We start from the raw sequence: 18,780 nt of genomic DNA on the forward strand, positions 1-18,780 counted from the left end.
TAAATGTGCGGTATTGTCGGTATCGCCGGTGTTACACCGGTAAACCAATCAATTTATGATGCTCTCACGGTGCTTCAGCATCGTGGGCAAGATGCAGCAGGTATTGCCACTATTGATGGCAAAAACAACATTCGTTTACGCAAAGCAAATGGCCTTGTTAAAGATGTGTTTGAAACACGTCATATGCTGAGATTACAGGGCTGCATGGGGTTAGGGCACGTCCGTTACCCAACGGCAGGTAGCTCAAGTGCTTCCGAGGCGCAACCTTTCTACGTAAACTCACCTTTTGGTATTACACTTGCGCATAATGGTAATCTGACAAACGCTCATGAACTCACTCGGAGTTTATTTGAAACAGCGCGACGCCATGTTAACACCACTTCTGATTCTGAAATATTACTGAACGTATTAGCCCATGAGCTGGATAGGTTTGACCATTTCCCTCTTGAGCCAGACAATGTTTTCAGTGCTGTGTCCGCGATGCACAAAAAATTACGCGGTGCGTATGCTTGTGTGGCATTAATTATTGGCCATGGCATGTTAGCCTTCCGTGATCCTCACGGTATTCGTCCGTTAGTATTAGGGCGCCGCATTACTGAAAGTGGTGAACATGAATATATGGTCGCTTCTGAAAGTGTTGCGCTTGATACTTTAGGTTTCGAGTTTTTACGCGATGTGGCGCCTGGCGAAGCGGTATATGTGACAGAAAAAGGCCAATTATTTACACGCCAATGTTCTGATAACCCACAATTAACCCCATGTATTTTTGAGTATGTCTATTTTGCTCGCCAAGACTCTTTTATTGATAAAGTGTCTGTGTATAACGCAAGGTTACGTATGGGGCAAAAACTGGGCGCTAAAATTGCTCGCGAATGGGAAGACTTAAATATCGATGTGGTAATTCCTATTCCAGAAACATCGTGTGATATTGCTTTAGAAATCGCGCATATTCTTGATAAACCATACCGCCAAGGTTTCGTGAAAAACCGCTATGTAGGCCGTACATTTATCATGCCGGGTCAGCAAGAACGTCGTAAATCGGTGCGCCGTAAGCTTAATGCGAACCGTGCGGAGTTTCGTGATAAAAACGTCTTACTTATTGACGACTCCATTGTACGCGGAACAACATCGGAGCAAATTGTTGAGCTTGCGCGTGAAGCCGGAGCAAAAAATGTTTACTTTGCCTCAGCGGCACCCGAAGTGCGTTTCCCAAACGTATATGGCATTGATATGCCAAATGCAAATGAATTGATTGCACACGGGCGCGAAGTGGATGAAATTCGCAAACTTATCGGCGCAGATGGGCTAATTTTCCAAGATTTAACGGATTTAGTCGACGCGGTGCGTGAAGAAAACCCTGAAATTACAGAATTTGAGTGTTCCGTGTTTGATGGCATTTATGTGACCAAAGATATCGACCAAAGTTATTTAGACTACCTAGAAAACTTACGAAAAGACGATGAGTTAAAGTTGAAGGATCAGAGTGAGGTTGAAGACCTAGAGATTTATAACGAAGGCTAAATTTTCGTCAATTTTCGTCATAGTTTGGGCTACAGCGTTGTTGGCTTCACAAATTCGCCCTAGTCACGTAGTTTTCTACGCTCCTAGGGTCTCTTTGCTAGCCGCCTAGCTGTAACCCTAACTATATAGAAAATCCACAGTGATTCTGATTTTTCCCATCTTTAATCTGTAGCCTAAAATATCAAGAAAACTATGACGTCAAATGAAGGCCTAAGTTACAGTTATATCTGATTTAAAATACGTAAAAATTGAGTAGGCTATAGGGACATTAACTGCCTATTTGGAGCGATATATGGCTGATTTCAACTCCCTCCCTGATGTGATTAAACCTTTCGCAGATAAAATCAAAGCCACTAAAAAACCGCTTGTTGAAATGACGTTAACCCCTATTGAAGACTATGTTTTATGGGATAGTCGTGTTGGGGGAATGCCGTATTTGCCACTAAATGAAAAATACCCGACGAATAGCGAAGGGATGCCACTCAAGTTGCTTGCTCAAATTAATTTTGCACAAATGCCTAAATTAGAAAATTACCCTGAAAAGGGGATTTTACAGTTTTTTATTGGTGGTGATGATTTATATGGGGCTGATTTTGAGCAGCGACAAAAACAAGAAGATTTCCGTATTATTTATTGGGAAGAGGTTATTGAAGATACTCAGCAATTAACCCAAGATTTTTCTGCGGTGATTGCTGCCCATTCTGATGACTACTATACCCCCATAGACCATCAATACAGTATTGAATATACGCCTGCGGAGCAGTACATCAGCATCGATGATTTCCAATTTGGCCAGAAAATATTAGGGGTCGACAACCTCTATGATTATGAAGAGCAATTTGAAGGGGAAGATTTTTACGATGAATGGGTTGAGCCCTACAGTGATACGTTTGAATCAGGGGCACACTGCATCGGCGGCTATCCGTTTTTCACTCAAACCGACCCAAGAGAATACGAAGAAGATATTCAACAATATGAATTGCTTCTACAAATAAATACCGATTATGAAATAGGGATCATGTGGGGAGATATGGGAGTCGGTAATTTCTTTATTCACCCAGATGACCTGAAAAAACGTGATTTTAGTCGTGTGGTGTATAATTGGGATTGCGGCTGATCCAGAAATCCTTTTTACCTTTTAACCTGTAGCGTTGTTGGCTACAGGTTAAAATAATGAGTGAGTTATTAGTCGCCTATTTAATTAATTTTAATGCTTTCTTTGCATCTGCAACCGTGGCGTATTTCGTATATAATGCTCAATTATCGTTTGCTAGGGTGGTTAGGTAGGGAAATGAAGAAACTTATCATTGGGTTAACTGGCGCGAGTGGGGCTATTTATGGTGTCCGCTTGCTTGAAGTGTTGAAACCGCTCAAAGGTGTAGAAACCCATTTAGTGATGAGTGCGGCCGCCCGTCAAACATTAGCACTTGAAACAACTTACACGGTGAAAGACGTTCAACAGTTAGCCGACCATAACTATGACAGTCGTGATATTGCCGCTGCAATTTCTTCCGGTTCGTTCCGTACTGCTGGGATGGTGATCATGCCTTGCACCATGAAAACGTTATCAGGTATTGTTCACAGTTATACTGATACGTTGGTCACTAGGGCGGCGGATGTAGTGCTTAAAGAAGGTAAAAAATTGGTGTTAGGTGTACGCGAAACGCCATTGCACGTCGGCCATTTACGTTTGATGGTGCAAGCGGCGGAGATGGGAGCCGTGATTATGCCTCCCATGCCTGCGTTTTATCACCAGCCTGAAACTATTCAAGATATTATTGACCAAACAGTTAATCGTATCCTTGATCAGTTTGATATCGAACTGGAACAAGACCTATTTAATCGTTGGCAGGGGGCGAAATAACCCTTACTCATCAGTATGTGGAATAAGTAAGTCAGTTAGTGCTTCTTTTAACTCGATATGTTCAAATTGAAAGCCTGCCTCTTCTAACCGTTTGGGGATCGCCTGTTGGCCACCCAATACCAGCGCTGCGGATTCCCCCATGATGGCCTTAATCACAAAAGCGGGCGTTCGTACAAATGAAGGACGATTAATAACTTCACCTAACGTGGCGGAAAATAGGTCATTATGGACTGGATAAGGTGAGGTCATATTAAAGGGGCCAGAAAGCGTTGGGTTATCTAATAGAAAACAAATTGCACGAACCATATCGTTGATATGTATCCACGGCATGTATTGTTTCCCGTCACCAATTGGCCCACCTGCACCCATTTTAAAAATGGGGAGAATTTTGGCAAGTAAACCGCCATTCGCTGATAACACAAGGCCAGTGCGTAATAAACAAACGCGAGTTTTTTCTGACTGAGCATTAGCGGCTAAAGCTTCCCAATGCTGTGTGAGTTGGTGAGTAAATTCATCATGGGGCTGTTCGTCTTCGGTAACGACCGATTGGCCCTGATTGCCATAATAGCCGACAGCAGAGCCCGATAAAAATACCCGGGGAGGGGTTTCACTGGCTGTGATTAACTCACTAAGCTGCTGAGTTAACTTCCAACGGCTATCACACAGTAACTTTTTTTGTTCCTCTGTCCAGCGCTTATCAGCAATAGGTTCGCCTGCTAGGTTAATGATAGCATCGAAGTCATTTAAGTGGGTTTTACCATTGAGAGACGTCCAGCACTCAACAGCCTTGCAAAACTGGCTATAAACTTTTTGTGGAGAGCGGCTTAATACAGTAACCTGATGCTCAAGAGAAATCAGTTTTTGGATTAGTGGTGTTCCGATTAGCCCGGTGCCGCCTGTTATGAGTATCTTCATCGCCATCCCCGTCATATTTCAAACCGCAGCGTTGTTGCTTACGTTTAGTTACCCTAGTAACAAACTACAGCGTTATGATTTAACTATAGCATTTGTGAACACAATTTGTATGATTTGCTTAGCCTGCCTTTAAAAAATTCGGTTTCATTATCACTGTAATAAGAAGTGCTTTTTATGATGGCAACCAATCACAAATTCAGCTAGGATCATTTTCATAGGTGCGGATCAATGCAGATTGGTATTGTCAGGCATAAAATAATAATCAGTCTAATGATATAAGCAGTTTTAGCTTAAAAATAAAAGGTTTACAGGATGGAACAACAAACCGAAGTTGTTGAATGGGTCGATATTGTTGATGAAGACAATACTGTGATTGCTCAGGCAACACGTAGCCAAATGCGAGCAGAAAACCTACGTCATCGTGCAACTTACATTGTTGTTCATGACGGAATGGGCAAAATATTGGTTCAACGACGCACAGACATTAAAGATTTTCACCCCGGTTTCCTCGATGCAACAGCTGGAGGAGTGGTTACGCAAGGTGAAAACATTCTTGATTCTGCAAAGCGTGAAGCTGAAGAAGAGCTAGGTATTGCTGGCGTTCCTTTTGCTGAACATGGCCATTTTTACTTTGAAGATGCGCATTGTCGTGTATGGGGTGGTTTGTTTAGCTGTGTGAGCCATGGTCCATTTGCTTTACAAGAATCTGAAGTTGTTGAGGTCAGTTGGTTGACCCCTAAAGAGATCAGCGCACGCTGTGACGAATTTACGCCGGATTCACTTAAAGCGCTTTCTTTATGGTTGACTCGGAATAATGAGTTAGAAAAAACCATCACTTGTGCTGAAAACTCATAGTTGATCAGATTAAAATTGTTAAAGGGCTATTTTATTTAGTCCTTTACTTTATTTCTCCCAAAATCAAATCTCTAGCAAAGTTAATTTCAAGCTAATATATAACGATTAGTTATAACAAACTTGCAAGCTAAACGATGTATTCATTTCTACACTAGATATAATGTGACAGATCTTAACATTTATCGTTTGCGATATGATGCACTGCTTGGTGTATACATGACGCTTCGAGAGAATAAAAATGACAATTGATAAACAAGATACTTTTTTGAAACAACAACACCTTGAGAACGTAACCAATAAAGCCCGTGAGATTATGGAGCGTGAAGGGATTGAAGCATTAATCGCAACCGTGGGTGATAACTTTTATCACTTAACCGGTTTTGCGAGCTTCTTTATGTACACTTTCAGGCAAACAGGTTCGGCGATTGCGGTTATTTTTCGTGATCCTTCTATTCAATCATTGGTTATTATGAATGAATTTGAAGCGGCAAATTTGTCACTTCAAATGCCTAACGCAAGGATTAAAACATTTCCAATTTGGGTGGATGTTGATGACCCTTACAACCCGGAAAATGGCAAAGTGGTGAAGGCAAGGCCAATTAATAGCCCAATAGAAACCATTTTCAATTTACTCAAGGAGGCGTTGTCAGAAGCGGGAGTTTATTGTAAACCGGTTGCAATTGAATTAAACCAAATTACACATACAGGTAAAGTATGGTTGGATAAGGTTATTCCTGAATTAAATTTGGTTGATTCTTCGCCGCTATTTAATGAATTACGCATGATTAAAAGCCCGTGGGAAATTGCTCATCTCAGAAAATCAGCACAAATTACAGAGGCTGGTATTGCTGCTGCGAGTAAATTGATCAAAGTCGGCTGTACTTCAGCGGAATTAACCGCCGCTTTTAAAGCGAAAGTGATGGAATACCCAGAGACAAATTATAGCCGCTTCAATTTAATTTCAGTGGGCAGTGATTTTTCACCGAAAATGATCCCTGATGACCAACCTGCAAAAGAAGGGGATTTAATTAAATTTGACTGTGGCGTTGATGTGGCAGGTTATGGTGCTGATATTGCACGGACATTTGTGGTTGGTAAACCGAATGAAAAAGTCGCTGCTATTTATCAAACTATCTTAAAAGGCCATCAATATATGTTAAGTCGAGTTGCGCCCGGCGTGGCATTAAGTGATGTTTTCAATGAAACAATGGCACTCATTCGTTCTTCGGGTTTGCCCCATTATAACCGTGGGCACTTAGGCCATGGGGACGGGGTGTTCGTTGGGCTGGAAGAAGCCCCTTTTGTGAGCGCTGCGACCACAGAAATATTTCGAGCTGGGATGGTAATGAGCTTAGAAACACCTTATTACGGGATTGGTGTTGGCGGTATTATGATTGAAGATATGCTGCTGATTACTGAAGACGGTGTGGAAATGTTAAGTCATTTGCCTCGTGAATTGATTTCTTTCGGGCAAGTGGAATAAGGGGCGGAATATGAAGTGGTATCATTATTTAGTTATTTTCCCAATCCTAGCGTTAACCGTGGGTATCTATTATGCCAACCAAGTAGAGCCTTTTGTTATGGGCTTGCCATTTTTAATGTTCTGGATTGTCTCATGGGTGATTGTTACAGCCTTAGTTATGTTACTAATCAATATATTAGATAATAAAAATACTAAGGAAACATCATGAGCTCCGCGCTAATTATTATTACTGTTTTCTTCCTGTTTAGTATTTATCTTGCTATTCGTGCGAAGAAAGGAAAAACGATGGACCATGAAGGGTGGTCTGTCGGTGGTCGTAGTTATGGCGCACTGTTAGTTTTCTTGCTGAGTGCGGGGGAAATATATACCACGTTTACCTTCCTTGGCGGGAGTGGCTGGGCTTATGGTAAAGGCCCTGCAATTCTATATACCTTGGCAGTCAATGCTTTTATGGGGATCTTTTTATACTGGGTGCACCCAAGGATATGGCGATTTGCAAAAGATAATGATGTCAGAACGATTTCTGAGTTATTTACCAAAAAGTATCAAAGCCCGGGGTTAGGGTTATTAATTAGCTTAATATCTATTGCTGCAATGGTGCCTTTATTTGTTTTACAGCTTAAAGGATTAGGCATTATTGTTTCTCAAGCGTCTTATGGCGCAATTCCAGCAGATATTGCCATTTGGATTGGAATTATCGCAGTGACGTTATTTGTGATGATTTCAGGTATTCATGGCTCAGCTTGGACATCAGCACTAAAAGATTTAATGATTTTAATTGTGGTGGTTTTTATCGGTATTTATATTCCACTTCATTATTACGGTAGTTTTGGGGACATGTTTAAAGCGATAGATACCGCGATGCCAAGCTTTTTAACATTCTCCGAAACGGGGCTAAATATCCCTTGGTATATTTCCACAATATTCTTATCTGTGGTTGCCTATTTCTGTTGGCCGCATTATATGGCCGCAGTGTTTACCGCAAAAGATGAAAAATCACTGAAACGTAATAGTATTCTGATTCCAGCGTACAGTTTGATTATGCTATTCGCATTTTTCGTTGGTTATGCATCCATATTGCAAATTCCACATCTTGAAGGGGCGGCAGTGGATTTATCGCTGTTTGAGATATCTAAGAGCACCTTCTCACCGATTGTGGTTGGTTTTATTGGTGCAGCAGGGATGTTAACCGCATTAGTACCTGGTTCGATGTTGTTGCTAACCACTTCTAATATGTTAGCGGGAGTTGTGCAAAAAGCGATGGGAGTAAGTGAAGAAAAACGCCAGTCTGGTGTGTATGCTCGCTTTATGGTACCTGTCGTTGCGTTGGTCAGCTTGTATTTTATTTTCCACAGTAATGATACCTTAGTGGCTATTATGTTACTCGGGGTCAATATTGTCGCGCAGTTTTTCCCTGCTTTACTGATGAGCTTTAAACAGCAAAACCCAATGACACCTGCGGGTGCTATTTGTGGAATTTCTGCGGGGGTTTTATTCCTTGCGGTAACCTATATAGAGAAAATTTCTTTAGCACAATTGTTCCCTTGGTTAGGAGAAAGTTTGAGCTTTATGAATATCGGTATTGCTGCATTTATTCTGAATATTATTGTTGCAGTAGTGGTTTCATTATTTACGCGTAAAAGATAGTTAAAAATAATCAGGCAATAAAAAAGCGCTCAGTTGAGCGCTTTTTAGCATAAAGAGATGAATTAAGCGTTTTCGTTTTGTACTGCTTGGATAGCAGTTAACGCAACGGTATACACGATGTCATCAACTAATGCACCGCGTGACAAGTCATTGACTGGTTTACGCATACCTTGCAGCATTGGACCAATAGAGACTAAGTCAGCAGAACGTTGTACGGCTTTATACGTGGTATTACCGGTATTTAAGTCAGGGAAGATAAATACGGTCGCTTTACCTGCAACTGGTGAATTAGGTGCTTTGGACTTAGCAACATCCGCCATAACAGCCGCGTCATATTGTAATGGACCATCGATAATTAAATCAGGGCGTTTTTCTTGTGCTAAACGCGTTGCTTCACGCACTTTCTCAACATCACTACCCGCACCTGAATCGCCTGTAGAGTAAGAAATCATCGCAACACGTGGGTCGATACCGAACGCTTTAGCAGAATCCGCAGATTGGATAGCGATTTCAGATAATTGCTCTGCAGTTGGGTCTGGGTTGATAGCGCAGTCACCGTACACAAATACTTGTTCTGGTAATAACATAAAGAACACAGAAGAAACTAATGAGCTACCCGGTGCTGTTTTAATTAATTGCAACGGTGGACGGATAGTATTTGCCGTCGTATGAACAGCACCAGAAACTAGGCCATCCACTTCGCCTTTCTCTAGCATTAATGTGCCTAATACAACGTTATCTTCTAATTGCTCACGAGCAACAACCTCAGTCATTCCTTTGCTCTTACGTAATTCAACGAGGCGAGCAACGTATTCTTCACGTACTTTAACTGGGTCAACAATTTCAATACCAGTACCGAGTTCAATACCTTGTGCAGCAGCAACACGACGAATATCTTCTGGGTTACCTAATAGAACACAAGTTGCAATGCCGCGCTCTGCACAGATAGATGCAGCTTTAACTGTACGCGGTTCGTCGCCTTCAGGAAGAACGATTCGTTTGCCAGCTTTACGTGCTAATTCAGTTAACTGATAACGGAATGCTGGTGGTGATAGGCGGTTAGGGCGTTCTGAGTCAGCAACCAGTGATTCAATCCAATCGCTACTAATATGACGAGCCACATAGTTTTGAATTTTTTCAATACGTTCATGGTCATCAGCTGGGACTTCTAAGCTAAAGCTTTGTAGATTCAGCGATGTTTGCCATGTATTGCTTTTCACCATGAAAACAGGCAGGCCAGTTTCGAAAGCTTGTTCACACAGCTGGCGAATAGGCGCATCGATGTTGTAACCACCAGTGAGTAGAACTGCACCGATTTCAACCCCGTTCATTGCCGCTAGTGAGGCAGAAACTAATACATCAGGGCGATCCGCTGAGGTCACTAATAATGATCCTGGGCGGAAGTGTTCAAGCATGTGCGGAATGCTGCGTGCGCAGAAAGTCACTGATTTAACACGACGAGTTTTGATTTCGCCTTCGTTAACAATCTCTGCACCTAAGTGTTTTGCCATGTCAATTGCACGGGTGGCAATTAAATCAAAGTTCCATGGAATGGATGCCAGCACAGGCAGATTCAGCGCAGAAAGTTGCTTAGTATCGAGGTTAGCCACAGTCGCTTTGGTTGAATCATCAAAGATTTCAGATAGGTCAGGGCGAGTACGACCTTGTTCATCAACAGGTGCATTCACCTTATTGATAATAACGCCGATGATATTTTTATTACGTTGGCCGCCAAATTCGTTACGTACTAACTCTAAACGCTCTTGCATTTGTGTGATTGAACTGTTGCCTGGTGCAGTGACGAAAACAATCTCTGCGCCTAATGTTTTGGCAATTTCATAATTTAATGATTGAGCAAATGAATGTTTACGCGTTGGCACTAAACCTTCAATTAAAATCACTTCCGCATTTTTTGTGTGGTCATGATAGCGAGCGACGATTTCTTCCATTAATACATCTTTTTTGGAAGAGGTCAGTAGCGATTCTACGTATTCCATTGTTAGTGGTTCAACAATGGTGGTAATACTTGAATGAGAGCGCAGGACTTCAGTGGTTTGGTCTTTATTGCCAGAGACGCGTGGCTGTGCGATAGGTTTGAAAACGCTTAATTGAACACCTTTTTGTTCCATTGAGCGAACGACACCTAGGCTAACGCTAGTTAAGCCAACGCTGGTGCCAGTAGGTATTAACATAATTGTACGGGACACGGGAACCTCTTTATTTCGGTTACTCTAATGACAAAACGATACCGCCAGCAGGTTGCTGGCGGTAGAAGTTGCTTATGCGGTTAAACGCGCAGTATCTTGGGCGATAACCAACTCTTCATTGGTTGCGATAACCAGTGCTGGGCGGCTGTTATCGGTAGTGATTAAACCTTCTTTACCGAAGCGCGCCGCTAAGTTACGTTCGTGGTCATATTCGAAACCAAGGATAGCCAGTTTCTTCAAGGTAATTTCACGAACTTGCGCTGAGTTTTCACCAATACCACCCGTGAAGATGATAGCATCAAGGCGGCCTTCCATCAGAGCACTATATGCACCAACGTATTTCGCCAAACGATGGCAGAAAACATCCATTGCGCGAGTTGCGTCTTCTTTAGTGCCGTAGTTATCTTCAACATAGCGGCAGTCACTTGTTACGCCAGTTAAACCTAATAAACCAGACTCTTTGGTCAGCATTTTGTTGATTTGTTCAACGCTCATACCTAAAGAATCATGTAAATGGAAAATAATTGCAGGGTCGATATCACCACTACGTGTTCCCATTACCAGACCTTCTAATGGCGTTAAACCCATTGAAGTGTCAACGCATTTACCGTTAACAATAGCAGTAACAGAACCACCATTGCCTAGGTGGCAAGTGATAACATTTAACTCATCAACAGGTTTGTTGAGTTTTTTCGCAGCTTCACGGGAAACATAGTAATGGCTTGTACCGTGCGCACCATAACGGCGGATACTATGTTCTGAATATAATTCGTATGGCAATGCATACAGATAAGCTTCCTGCGGCATGGTCTGATGGAATGCGGTATCAAAGACAGCGACATTTTTGTTGATCAGATGCGGGAAGGATTTTCTTGCTTCTTCAATACCGATGAGATGAGCAGGGTTATGCAATGGCGCGAATGGAATAGCCGCTTCGATGCCTTCAATCACTTCATCTGTGATTAATACAGAAGAGGTAAATTTCTCACCACCATGAACAATACGGTGACCGATGGAGGTGATTTGCTCTGATAGCTCAGGTTTTTCAGCAAGAATAGTGTTAACAATGAAATCCAATGCTTCGCTATGCGCTGCACCAGCACCTAAAGGCGCTTCTTTCTTAGCACCATCCATTTTCCACTTAATACGGGCTTCCGGGAGGTTAAAGCACTCAGCTAATCCAGATAAAAATTCATCGCCATTAGTTGGGTCGATGATGGCGAATTTCAGTGAGGAGCTACCGCAGTTTAGAACCAGTACCAGCTTACTTGACATGGAAATACCTATCGTTAATTGTTGTTGTGAAGCCTTTTAAAAACATGAAAAGACTCAGATATAAAAATATACCGCTAGAGCCTAGCGTATTTATGACCTGAAACATCATGATTGATATCATGTTAAAGGCGAAAAAAGTTAAAGATCGTGAGATCTTCAGGGGTTGATAACTCAGGCGCTATTCTTTTCTACAGAAGGTTATAAAAGTAAACCTCTGCACCTAGTGTTGAAATAACGATCAACAACCCCAATATATAACTGTTGTCTATCTTCAGTATCGAAGATGGATAAAGCTAAAAAATAACAAATGCAACAGCAATTCTAAATGTGGCAGATTCTACTAAAATTATTTTATATTTTATACGTTTTTTTTAAAAATAGGGACTTTGATTGATTAAAATCATAAGTGACGTATAAAGTAGTGTTATAGCACAGGGTTACGTTGCTATTAGAATAGCTGATATTTAGTAAATTGACTTAACTTAAGGTAAATGTAATGAAATAATTTCGTTACCTTAAATGTGCTATCATTTTACCATGCGTAATTTATAAATTATTGCCTCAGTTTTTAAGAAGTCGATAGGAAACGTTTCATGAGTACATTGCAAAGTACACCGCCCAGTTTTTTTAAGCGCTTTAGATTAGGTAACCGCTATCTGAAGGCTTTTCCTATGGAGAAAAAACTGTCGCCGATATTCCCCGAAATTCGTATTAACAAGGCGGTACGCTTTGGTATTCGCTTTATGCCGCCCATTGCAATTTTTACATTAGCATGGCAAATCGCGTTAGGTGGGCAATTGGGACCTGCCATTGCCACGGCACTTTTTGCCTGTAGTTTGCCAATGCAAGGTTTATGGTGGTTAGGAAAACGTGCGGCGACACCTTTGCCATCCAGCTTGCTAAGCTGGTTTTATGAGATCCGTGATAAATTTACCGAAGCGGGAATTGCGATGGCACCAGTTGAACACCAACCCGATTATATGGCGTTGGCTGACTTGCTAAAACGTGCATTTAACCAGCTAGATCGTTCCTTTATGGAAGATATCTAAGGGATAATTTCTATTAAAAGGTAGATTTAACAATAAGTAATGCAAAAATAGTGTTTAGATCAATAAAAGCGATGTTTTCACTGTCTATGATTGATGTTGAATGCGAAGATAAGCCATACTTTTTAGTGGGAGAACCCTGATGGAAATGACTAACGCACAACGCTTGATCTTATCTAATCAATATAAAATGATGACCATGCTTGACCCCGATAATGCAGAACGTTATCGCCGACAACAAACCATTATTGAACGTGGTTTCGGTTTACAAATGCGTGAGTTAGACAGAGACTTTGGTCATTTAAGTGAAGATACCTGCCGTACTGTTATTGATATCATGGAAATGTACCATGCGCTGCAAGTCTCTTATAGCAACATGGCTAATAAGGAAGATATTGATGGCCGCCGTGTGCAATTTTTGGGTTTTGATGCGGCAACAGAAGCACGTTATCTGAGCTATGTCCGTTTTATGGTCAACACAGAAGGGCGTTATACCCACTTTGACAGCGGGACGCATGGGTTTAACTCACAAACGCCAATGTGGGAAAAATATAATCGTATGTTAGCGATTTGGCATGCATGTCCAAGGCAGTATCATTTATCAGCAGTGGAGATCTCCCAAATTTTAAATGCCTAATGCTCGTCATTCTTCGCGCTGTAGCTCTGTTGACTGCGTTCGGCGACTCGGGTCACGTACATTTGTATGTTCCCCGAGATATCTTCTCTAGTCGCCTAGCTACAGCGTGAATATTTAGAGCATATTTGCTTGTCATTAGTAAAGCAGTAACACGTGACACTGATATGCGAGCTATATGAGCAAGTTAAAACACATTAACATTTAGCCTACAGCAACAAGCACACAGCCCCCAGAACATCCACATGCGACTTTATGACCTTCTAGCGCAACAGGGATACCATTAATTTTCATTAAGCTATCACCTTCAACGATAGTCCCTGTTTTTTTACATGAAGGACAATAAACAGAGTCGCCCACACAGGCAACTCCTTGGGTTTGCTTGGCGAGAGAAGAAGCCGTTAGAACCGTGCCGCCTGTATTGGTAGTATCATTTTTTAAAATGAGTTTTCTGCCGTTCACAAGACTACGCATTGCGTTTTTTCTCCTGATCAAGCTTTGCTAAAATCTGTTCGACCTGTTGCTCAAAATCAGTAGGAAGGGGGTTTTTACCAAAAAACAAAAAGGGTTTACGAGCTTGGTAATCGACTGACGAAACGGCATCTCGCCCCTCTTGCATATAAGCATTGAGAAACGTGATAAAACGATGGTTTTCACTATCGGTGCTGGTCAGGAAACTGGAGTAATGTGAGATATTTGGCTTGTAAAGTATGGTTTTCAATTGCCCTGTTTTTTCATCAATGCCATACAGTTTAATCGCCAACATTTTACCTGCATAGCCGAATTGTGCATCTTCATAGCGTGTTAAACGTACTTTCCCCATCCCATAGCTATACAGTATTCCTCTTTGCCTATCCGCAATAAGGTAAACCGGAGGAGTGAAGAAAGAGAGATAACCCAATAGCCACAAAAAGCCGGGGAAAAAAATTAACCAGCCAATTATCATCAATATCTTAATCTTATCATTTTTATAAATTTTATCAGTATAGTAATCGACCAAATATGTTCCAAGACTGATTTCCTTAGCTTTCATATATGGCAAATATCGCGATAACTCTTTTGGTAACTTATCTACCCCATATTTTTCATTGTAGTAGCTAGACCTATCTTGAAGGGTAAAATAATTTGACTTATGGTTTTCAATAAACCCGAACAGCGTATAAAATGCCATTACTAAGAGCACGATAAAAAAAGGTATCGTGTTGGTGAGCTGGCTATTTCGCTGTGGGGAGTTAATCACACAACTCTGTTCATTGACTGCATCTAAAAACACCAGCTTTTGAGGTTCCAACGGGTCATCGTAGTGATGACTTTGTGCAATTAATGGTGTGGTTTCTAATTGCTCTGGGTGCTTTGTTGCCGTATATAAACTCGTCATTCGGTGCCTTCCTCATCAATACAGCCATAAAGTTTATCATTAGGATCACCGTTTCGGTAACGCAATGGCGCAATCTCGCCTTTTAGACGGTCTACCAAGTAATACCAATAAATGGATGGGATAGATTGCCCCAGAGGATCACCTGCAAAAATACCCGCTTCGACTTCAAAGCTCAGCACAAGCTCTCCATCACGCAGTGTCGTACAGGCTAACGCATCTTGCAAAGCTGCCTCAAACGCCGCATTAAATTTTGTTTGCTGTGAAGCCAAATAGTCAATCCCACGATGTTTGACTACCGTATCCCTTTGTTTGGGTAAAGAGGCCACAGGTGTTCCCGTGGGATAAGCAAACAAGGCTTTCTTTTCAACCAATTGATATTCAACATCCGAAATACCGCATTGAAAATTAGCCTAGTAAAACTAATGTTTATCAAAAATAAATTATAAAAGGATTTATTAATCCTCTGCCCAAACATTGATAAAGCCTAACCAATTTTTACCGTTGAATTACCCATTAATACGCCACCGCAACTTACTGTATCACCTGTTCTGGCCGCAGGCTTACCATCAATAAATACACTACTTGATCCACCAACGATAGTTCTTGAATGCCCACCGTGAGGCGCTAACGCATCTCCTTGCCGAGCAACCGCTTTACCATCGACTTTTACCGTTGATGAACCTGTAATCACATGGGTAGGGCCATGTTTACCATGGCCTGTATCAGAATCACCAATAAGAATAATGTTTGGCATATAATAGTACCCGACTATATGACTGGAATGAATTTTCCATTAACAAATGAAAAGATAGGAGAAAAGCTATATAATAATTTTTTACCTTTATCATTTAAATAAATCATAGTTATTGGTGAGTATGAAAAATCTTCTTTATATATCATCTTTACCATTTTCCGATCATTCATTACAACAGGTATAAAGTTATCCCAGGTAATTTCTATCATTTTTGATGATTGGTCTCGTACCCTCTCAGTTATACTATAAGATTCAAATATTTTTTCTTCTGTAGAATTTGATGATAAAGCCCAAGCTTCATTTGCATGATAATTTAACTTGCGAATTTTAGAAATATCTTTTTCATTAAAAGCATCCCACAATTCTTGATATGCAAGCTTTAATTCTGGTAATTTACTTTCATCAAAATCATCTGACTTAATCCATATCCAGTCTGGTATATTTTTAAGTTCTATATTCTTTTTAAATTTAGTTAATTTAACGTTTTTAGGATACTCAAAATCCCCAATAACATTTCTAATTTTGTTAAATAATACTTCCTTTGTATTCTTAGACAAAGAAAAAATCACCTCAACACTAGTATCAACTTTATTATTAACGTATGCCTGAGGAACACCATCCTTGCCTATTAATATATTTACATCTGTAATTTTTTGGTTCTCATTGGTTATACTATTAGTCTGATATATATTGATATTACAAAATGCATTTTTATTAAAGAAATGAGAGTCATTATTTGTTTTATTGGGTTCAAACCATGATAATGGTGCTACTTCAATCTCAATTGTATTCATACCATTTTTGGCCAAAATTTGGACATTAGTATTTGTAGATACTATTCCTTTATCAACAAAAGTTTGCCTTCTATTATCAAAGCTCGATACTCCATTCACCTTAAAATCACAAAACATATAAGCGACATCAATGCTCGCTCTAACTGTATAATTATTATCCTGCGCATGAACCATGTTAGCCCCTCCTAAAAAAAATAAAATAAATAAAATAATATTTTTCATGTTTACACCCCCTAGTATTTAAGTTTAAATCCTGGATTTGCCCCAGGAGGAATAGCAGATCTAATATGCTGACGTTCTCTCTTAGGAACTTGTTTTATTGCGCCAATTAAATTAAATCTTAAATCAGAATCTTCTAACTTGAGTGGATCTGCAATTTCATATAATTCATAATCCTTTGGACTAGATGAATAATTTAATTCATCAGGTGACTGTTCATCTGTCTCCTTTTTTATATCAGCTGACAACCCTAACCCTAGAACAATACCATCATGGCAAACAACTAAGTCAATTCCATTTTTATGAGATTCAAGCTCAATTGATGCAGCTGTTTTTAATTCTAATTCAAAATTAAACGATGCTGTCATGAAAAATACATTCGCTTCTGCATGGGCTTTGATGCCGCCACTAATTGTAATTTTAAAATTATTATCTCCATCAATACAAAACTCAGTGCTATTACTACCTGATAATTGAGCCATTCCAATGAAACAGTTAATTTCACAGGATAAAACTAGATCAATATTAAATTCAGCGCTAACGGCTTGGCCTTCTCTTTTTTTCAACGCATCTTGCAAAGCGTTCACTAACTTTTTGGTCAGAACACCTCCATAGCTTGCGGCAATTTGCAATACATCTATTTTAATTTCGCCCCCAAAAAAAGGTGATCCTTGTAAGGCGCTCACAAGTTTTGCATCATTTTGTTTAGCTACATTATCAATATAAAAAGTTAGGCCAAGCTTTAAGGGTAAGAACGAGAAATCAAATATAGGATATTCACTACTTTTCTCTGGAATACGTTTATCTGAAACACAAAGAAATTTGTCTTGAAAATCATTAAAAATATCAGCAATTTTGGCTAAACCACTCAAACTATCCAGTAACGTTTTTTTCTCATTGGACACGCCATACGGTGTAAATGTATATTCATTTCCTGCAATATCACAATATAATTCAATATTAAAGGATGTTGATTCCGACTTAAAGAATGGAACTGTCCTTAACGTCCAACCTTTTCGGTATCGATTGAAATCTTCAGGTAATGTATTTTGTCCCGGCCTTCCTTTCATTCTTTCATTAACCAAATTTCCCGCTTGCTCTTTTCTTCTTTCATTATCCGATCTCTTACCAGCACCAAACGCGTATTCCAGTTCAAGTGAGAAACCAATCTTAACTGATGGCTTAACATCAAACATCCAAGTGGGTGTATCACCATTACAGTTCATAGCTTGAATTTTATACTGTTGTGATTTAAACGCACTAAATGGGCCTAAAGCACCTAAAAACATATCCATCAGTTTACTGGCGTTAAAGAAGCTTGTATTCTGATATTCGTCATAAGTAACGTGAAATGACGTTGGTGAATTAATGCTTATTGATTTTTGTGTTCGGTTTGATGAAATAAAGGCTGTATGAATATTTTTTTCATGTAATTTACCATTAAGCATAATTTCAACATCAACACCATCACCTTCATCAATTATTGTCTCGCCATAAAAAGGTAGCGGTTCACCTCGCCAGTGCAATAATACGTCTCCATTGATATCGACATCTTTACTAACTTTTGTCATTTTTAATTGTTGATAGCAAGGCTCTGGTATCCCACAAGTTTGACAGGCATTTGCAACAACTGTTGAATATTTAGACATCCTCATTTCTCCATAAATAAAAAGTCAGGAACAAAACCTAATTGTTGCTTAACCAATTCTTCTACTCGAAATGACGGTCCCCCTTCAGCACTTGATAGCTGACTTAACCATTCTTTTGGCATATCACCAATCCCATAAATTTGGTACCTTACCAATAAAAAACAGAACAACTGATAAGAGTGTTTATCTTCAATTCCATATTGTTGGCATAATGAAAGTACATCTCTGGCTAATTGCCAATTTTGCCGCCAAGTGGTTTCACCATAACGCTCTTGTATTTTTTGTGCTCTCGGTGCTGGTCGTTCAAACGCACTGACAACCCAATCCTCTAATGAAAAATCCATTTGTGATTGATAACTCATACTTTTGGCGTGAATAAAAAAGTAAATTAACTGGTCTAAAAATTGGCGTTCAAAAACGAGATTTACTGCATCATATTGAATGGGGGTAAAACGCATCAGCTTGCCCCCAAGCTTCGCATTATCCGGAAATCCACGGCGCTCACGCTCAAAGCGGGAAGCCGTTTCCTCTCCCCATAG

The 18,780-nt window shown here is 40.2% G+C and carries 18 protein-coding genes and 1 pseudogene; 9 read left to right on the forward strand and 10 right to left on the reverse strand.

Translation table 11 applies throughout. The annotated features are described in order from the left end of the window. Positions 1-3 precede the first annotated feature (3 nt). The 3 genes from purF to PSF31_RS15755 all read left to right on the forward strand — a co-directional run bounded on the left by purF (position 4) and on the right by PSF31_RS15755 (position 3,385). Positions 4-1,521, forward strand: a complete 1,518-nt coding sequence (purF, locus tag PSF31_RS15745) for an amidophosphoribosyltransferase (RefSeq protein ID WP_004257307.1) — start codon at positions 4-6, stop codon at positions 1,519-1,521. 292 nt (positions 1,522-1,813) lie between these two features. Then, entirely contained in the window at positions 1,814-2,638 is an 825-nt protein-coding gene (locus PSF31_RS15750) for a YwqG family protein (RefSeq protein ID WP_004257311.1), read from the forward strand. A 174-nt stretch (positions 2,639-2,812) separates the two neighbouring features. Next, on the forward strand, positions 2,813-3,385 hold the full coding sequence (locus PSF31_RS15755; protein ID WP_096864931.1) for a UbiX family flavin prenyltransferase: 573 nt from the start codon (positions 2,813-2,815) through the stop codon (positions 3,383-3,385). Between the two features lie 3 nt (positions 3,386-3,388). Here PSF31_RS15755 and PSF31_RS15760 read toward each other — a convergent pair whose 3' ends face one another. Further along, on the reverse strand, positions 3,389-4,300 hold the full coding sequence (locus PSF31_RS15760; RefSeq protein WP_096864932.1) for a TIGR01777 family oxidoreductase: 912 nt from the start codon (positions 4,298-4,300) through the stop codon (positions 3,389-3,391). 312 nt (positions 4,301-4,612) lie between these two features. Between PSF31_RS15760 and yfcD the strand changes: the two genes are divergently transcribed. From yfcD to PSF31_RS15780, 4 genes are all read left to right on the forward strand, one after another. Continuing rightward, on the forward strand, positions 4,613-5,155 hold the full coding sequence (gene yfcD / locus PSF31_RS15765; protein ID WP_004257328.1) for an NUDIX hydrolase YfcD: 543 nt from the start codon (positions 4,613-4,615) through the stop codon (positions 5,153-5,155). 238 nt (positions 5,156-5,393) lie between these two features. Then, positions 5,394-6,638, forward strand: a complete 1,245-nt coding sequence (locus PSF31_RS15770; RefSeq protein WP_096864933.1) for a M24 family metallopeptidase — start codon at positions 5,394-5,396, stop codon at positions 6,636-6,638. A gap of 10 nt (positions 6,639-6,648) precedes the next feature. Further along, complete coding sequence (locus PSF31_RS15775; protein ID WP_004257337.1) at positions 6,649-6,846, forward strand: DUF3311 domain-containing protein; 198 nt, start codon at positions 6,649-6,651, stop codon at positions 6,844-6,846. Next, positions 6,843-8,285: a sodium:solute symporter family protein gene (locus tag PSF31_RS15780; RefSeq protein WP_096864934.1), complete on the forward strand. Its 1,443-nt coding sequence runs from the start codon at positions 6,843-6,845 to the stop codon at positions 8,283-8,285. The genes PSF31_RS15775 and PSF31_RS15780 overlap by 4 nt, the downstream gene beginning before the upstream one ends. A gap of 62 nt (positions 8,286-8,347) precedes the next feature. Here PSF31_RS15780 and pta read toward each other — a convergent pair whose 3' ends face one another. Both pta and ackA read right to left on the reverse strand, forming a co-directional pair. After that, entirely contained in the window at positions 8,348-10,477 is a 2,130-nt protein-coding gene (gene pta / locus PSF31_RS15785; protein ID WP_153673987.1) for a phosphate acetyltransferase, read from the reverse strand. Between the two features lie 87 nt (positions 10,478-10,564). Then, positions 10,565-11,767: an acetate kinase gene (gene ackA, locus PSF31_RS15790; protein ID WP_094962674.1), complete on the reverse strand. Its 1,203-nt coding sequence runs from the start codon at positions 11,765-11,767 to the stop codon at positions 10,565-10,567. 593 nt (positions 11,768-12,360) lie between these two features. Between ackA and yfbV the strand changes: the two genes are divergently transcribed. Next, entirely contained in the window at positions 12,361-12,816 is a 456-nt protein-coding gene (gene yfbV / locus PSF31_RS15795) for a terminus macrodomain insulation protein YfbV (RefSeq protein ID WP_096864935.1), read from the forward strand. A gap of 139 nt (positions 12,817-12,955) precedes the next feature. Beyond that, positions 12,956-13,450, forward strand: coding sequence for a YfbU family protein (locus PSF31_RS15800; protein ID WP_004257356.1), 495 nt, complete (start codon positions 12,956-12,958; stop codon positions 13,448-13,450). A gap of 201 nt (positions 13,451-13,651) precedes the next feature. Here the strand turns inward: PSF31_RS15800 and PSF31_RS15805 are convergent, their stop codons facing one another. The 7 genes and pseudogenes from PSF31_RS15805 to PSF31_RS15835 form a co-directional block, all read right to left on the reverse strand. Continuing rightward, positions 13,652-13,921, reverse strand: coding sequence for a PAAR domain-containing protein (locus PSF31_RS15805; protein WP_094962673.1), 270 nt, complete (start codon positions 13,919-13,921; stop codon positions 13,652-13,654). Next, positions 13,914-14,825, reverse strand: coding sequence for a hypothetical protein (locus PSF31_RS15810; protein WP_096864936.1), 912 nt, complete (start codon positions 14,823-14,825; stop codon positions 13,914-13,916). The genes PSF31_RS15805 and PSF31_RS15810 overlap by 8 nt, the downstream gene beginning before the upstream one ends. Beyond that, positions 14,822-15,196 carry a hypothetical protein gene (locus PSF31_RS15815; protein WP_232062893.1) on the reverse strand — a complete coding sequence of 125 codons (375 nt, stop codon included), beginning with the start codon at positions 15,194-15,196 and terminating at the stop codon, positions 14,822-14,824. The genes PSF31_RS15810 and PSF31_RS15815 overlap by 4 nt, the downstream gene beginning before the upstream one ends. Before the next feature lie 113 nt (positions 15,197-15,309). Continuing rightward, positions 15,310-15,579 (reverse strand): type VI secretion system PAAR protein, encoded by a 270-nt coding sequence (locus PSF31_RS15820; protein ID WP_094961828.1) that lies wholly within the window; start codon positions 15,577-15,579, stop codon positions 15,310-15,312. Between the two features lie 14 nt (positions 15,580-15,593). Further along, on the reverse strand, positions 15,594-16,595 hold the full coding sequence (locus tag PSF31_RS15825; protein WP_096864937.1) for a hypothetical protein: 1,002 nt from the start codon (positions 16,593-16,595) through the stop codon (positions 15,594-15,596). Between the two features lie 11 nt (positions 16,596-16,606). Further along, positions 16,607-18,241 (reverse strand): hypothetical protein, encoded by a 1,635-nt coding sequence (locus tag PSF31_RS15830; RefSeq protein WP_096864938.1) that lies wholly within the window; start codon positions 18,239-18,241, stop codon positions 16,607-16,609. A 2-nt stretch (positions 18,242-18,243) separates the two neighbouring features. Beyond that, positions 18,244-18,780: pseudogene (locus PSF31_RS15835) on the reverse strand (hypothetical protein); the annotation flags it as partial.

Source organism: Providencia sp. PROV156 (assembly GCF_028480905.1).
In the GTDB taxonomy this organism is placed as follows: Bacteria; Pseudomonadota; Gammaproteobacteria; order Enterobacterales; family Enterobacteriaceae; genus Providencia; species Providencia hangzhouensis.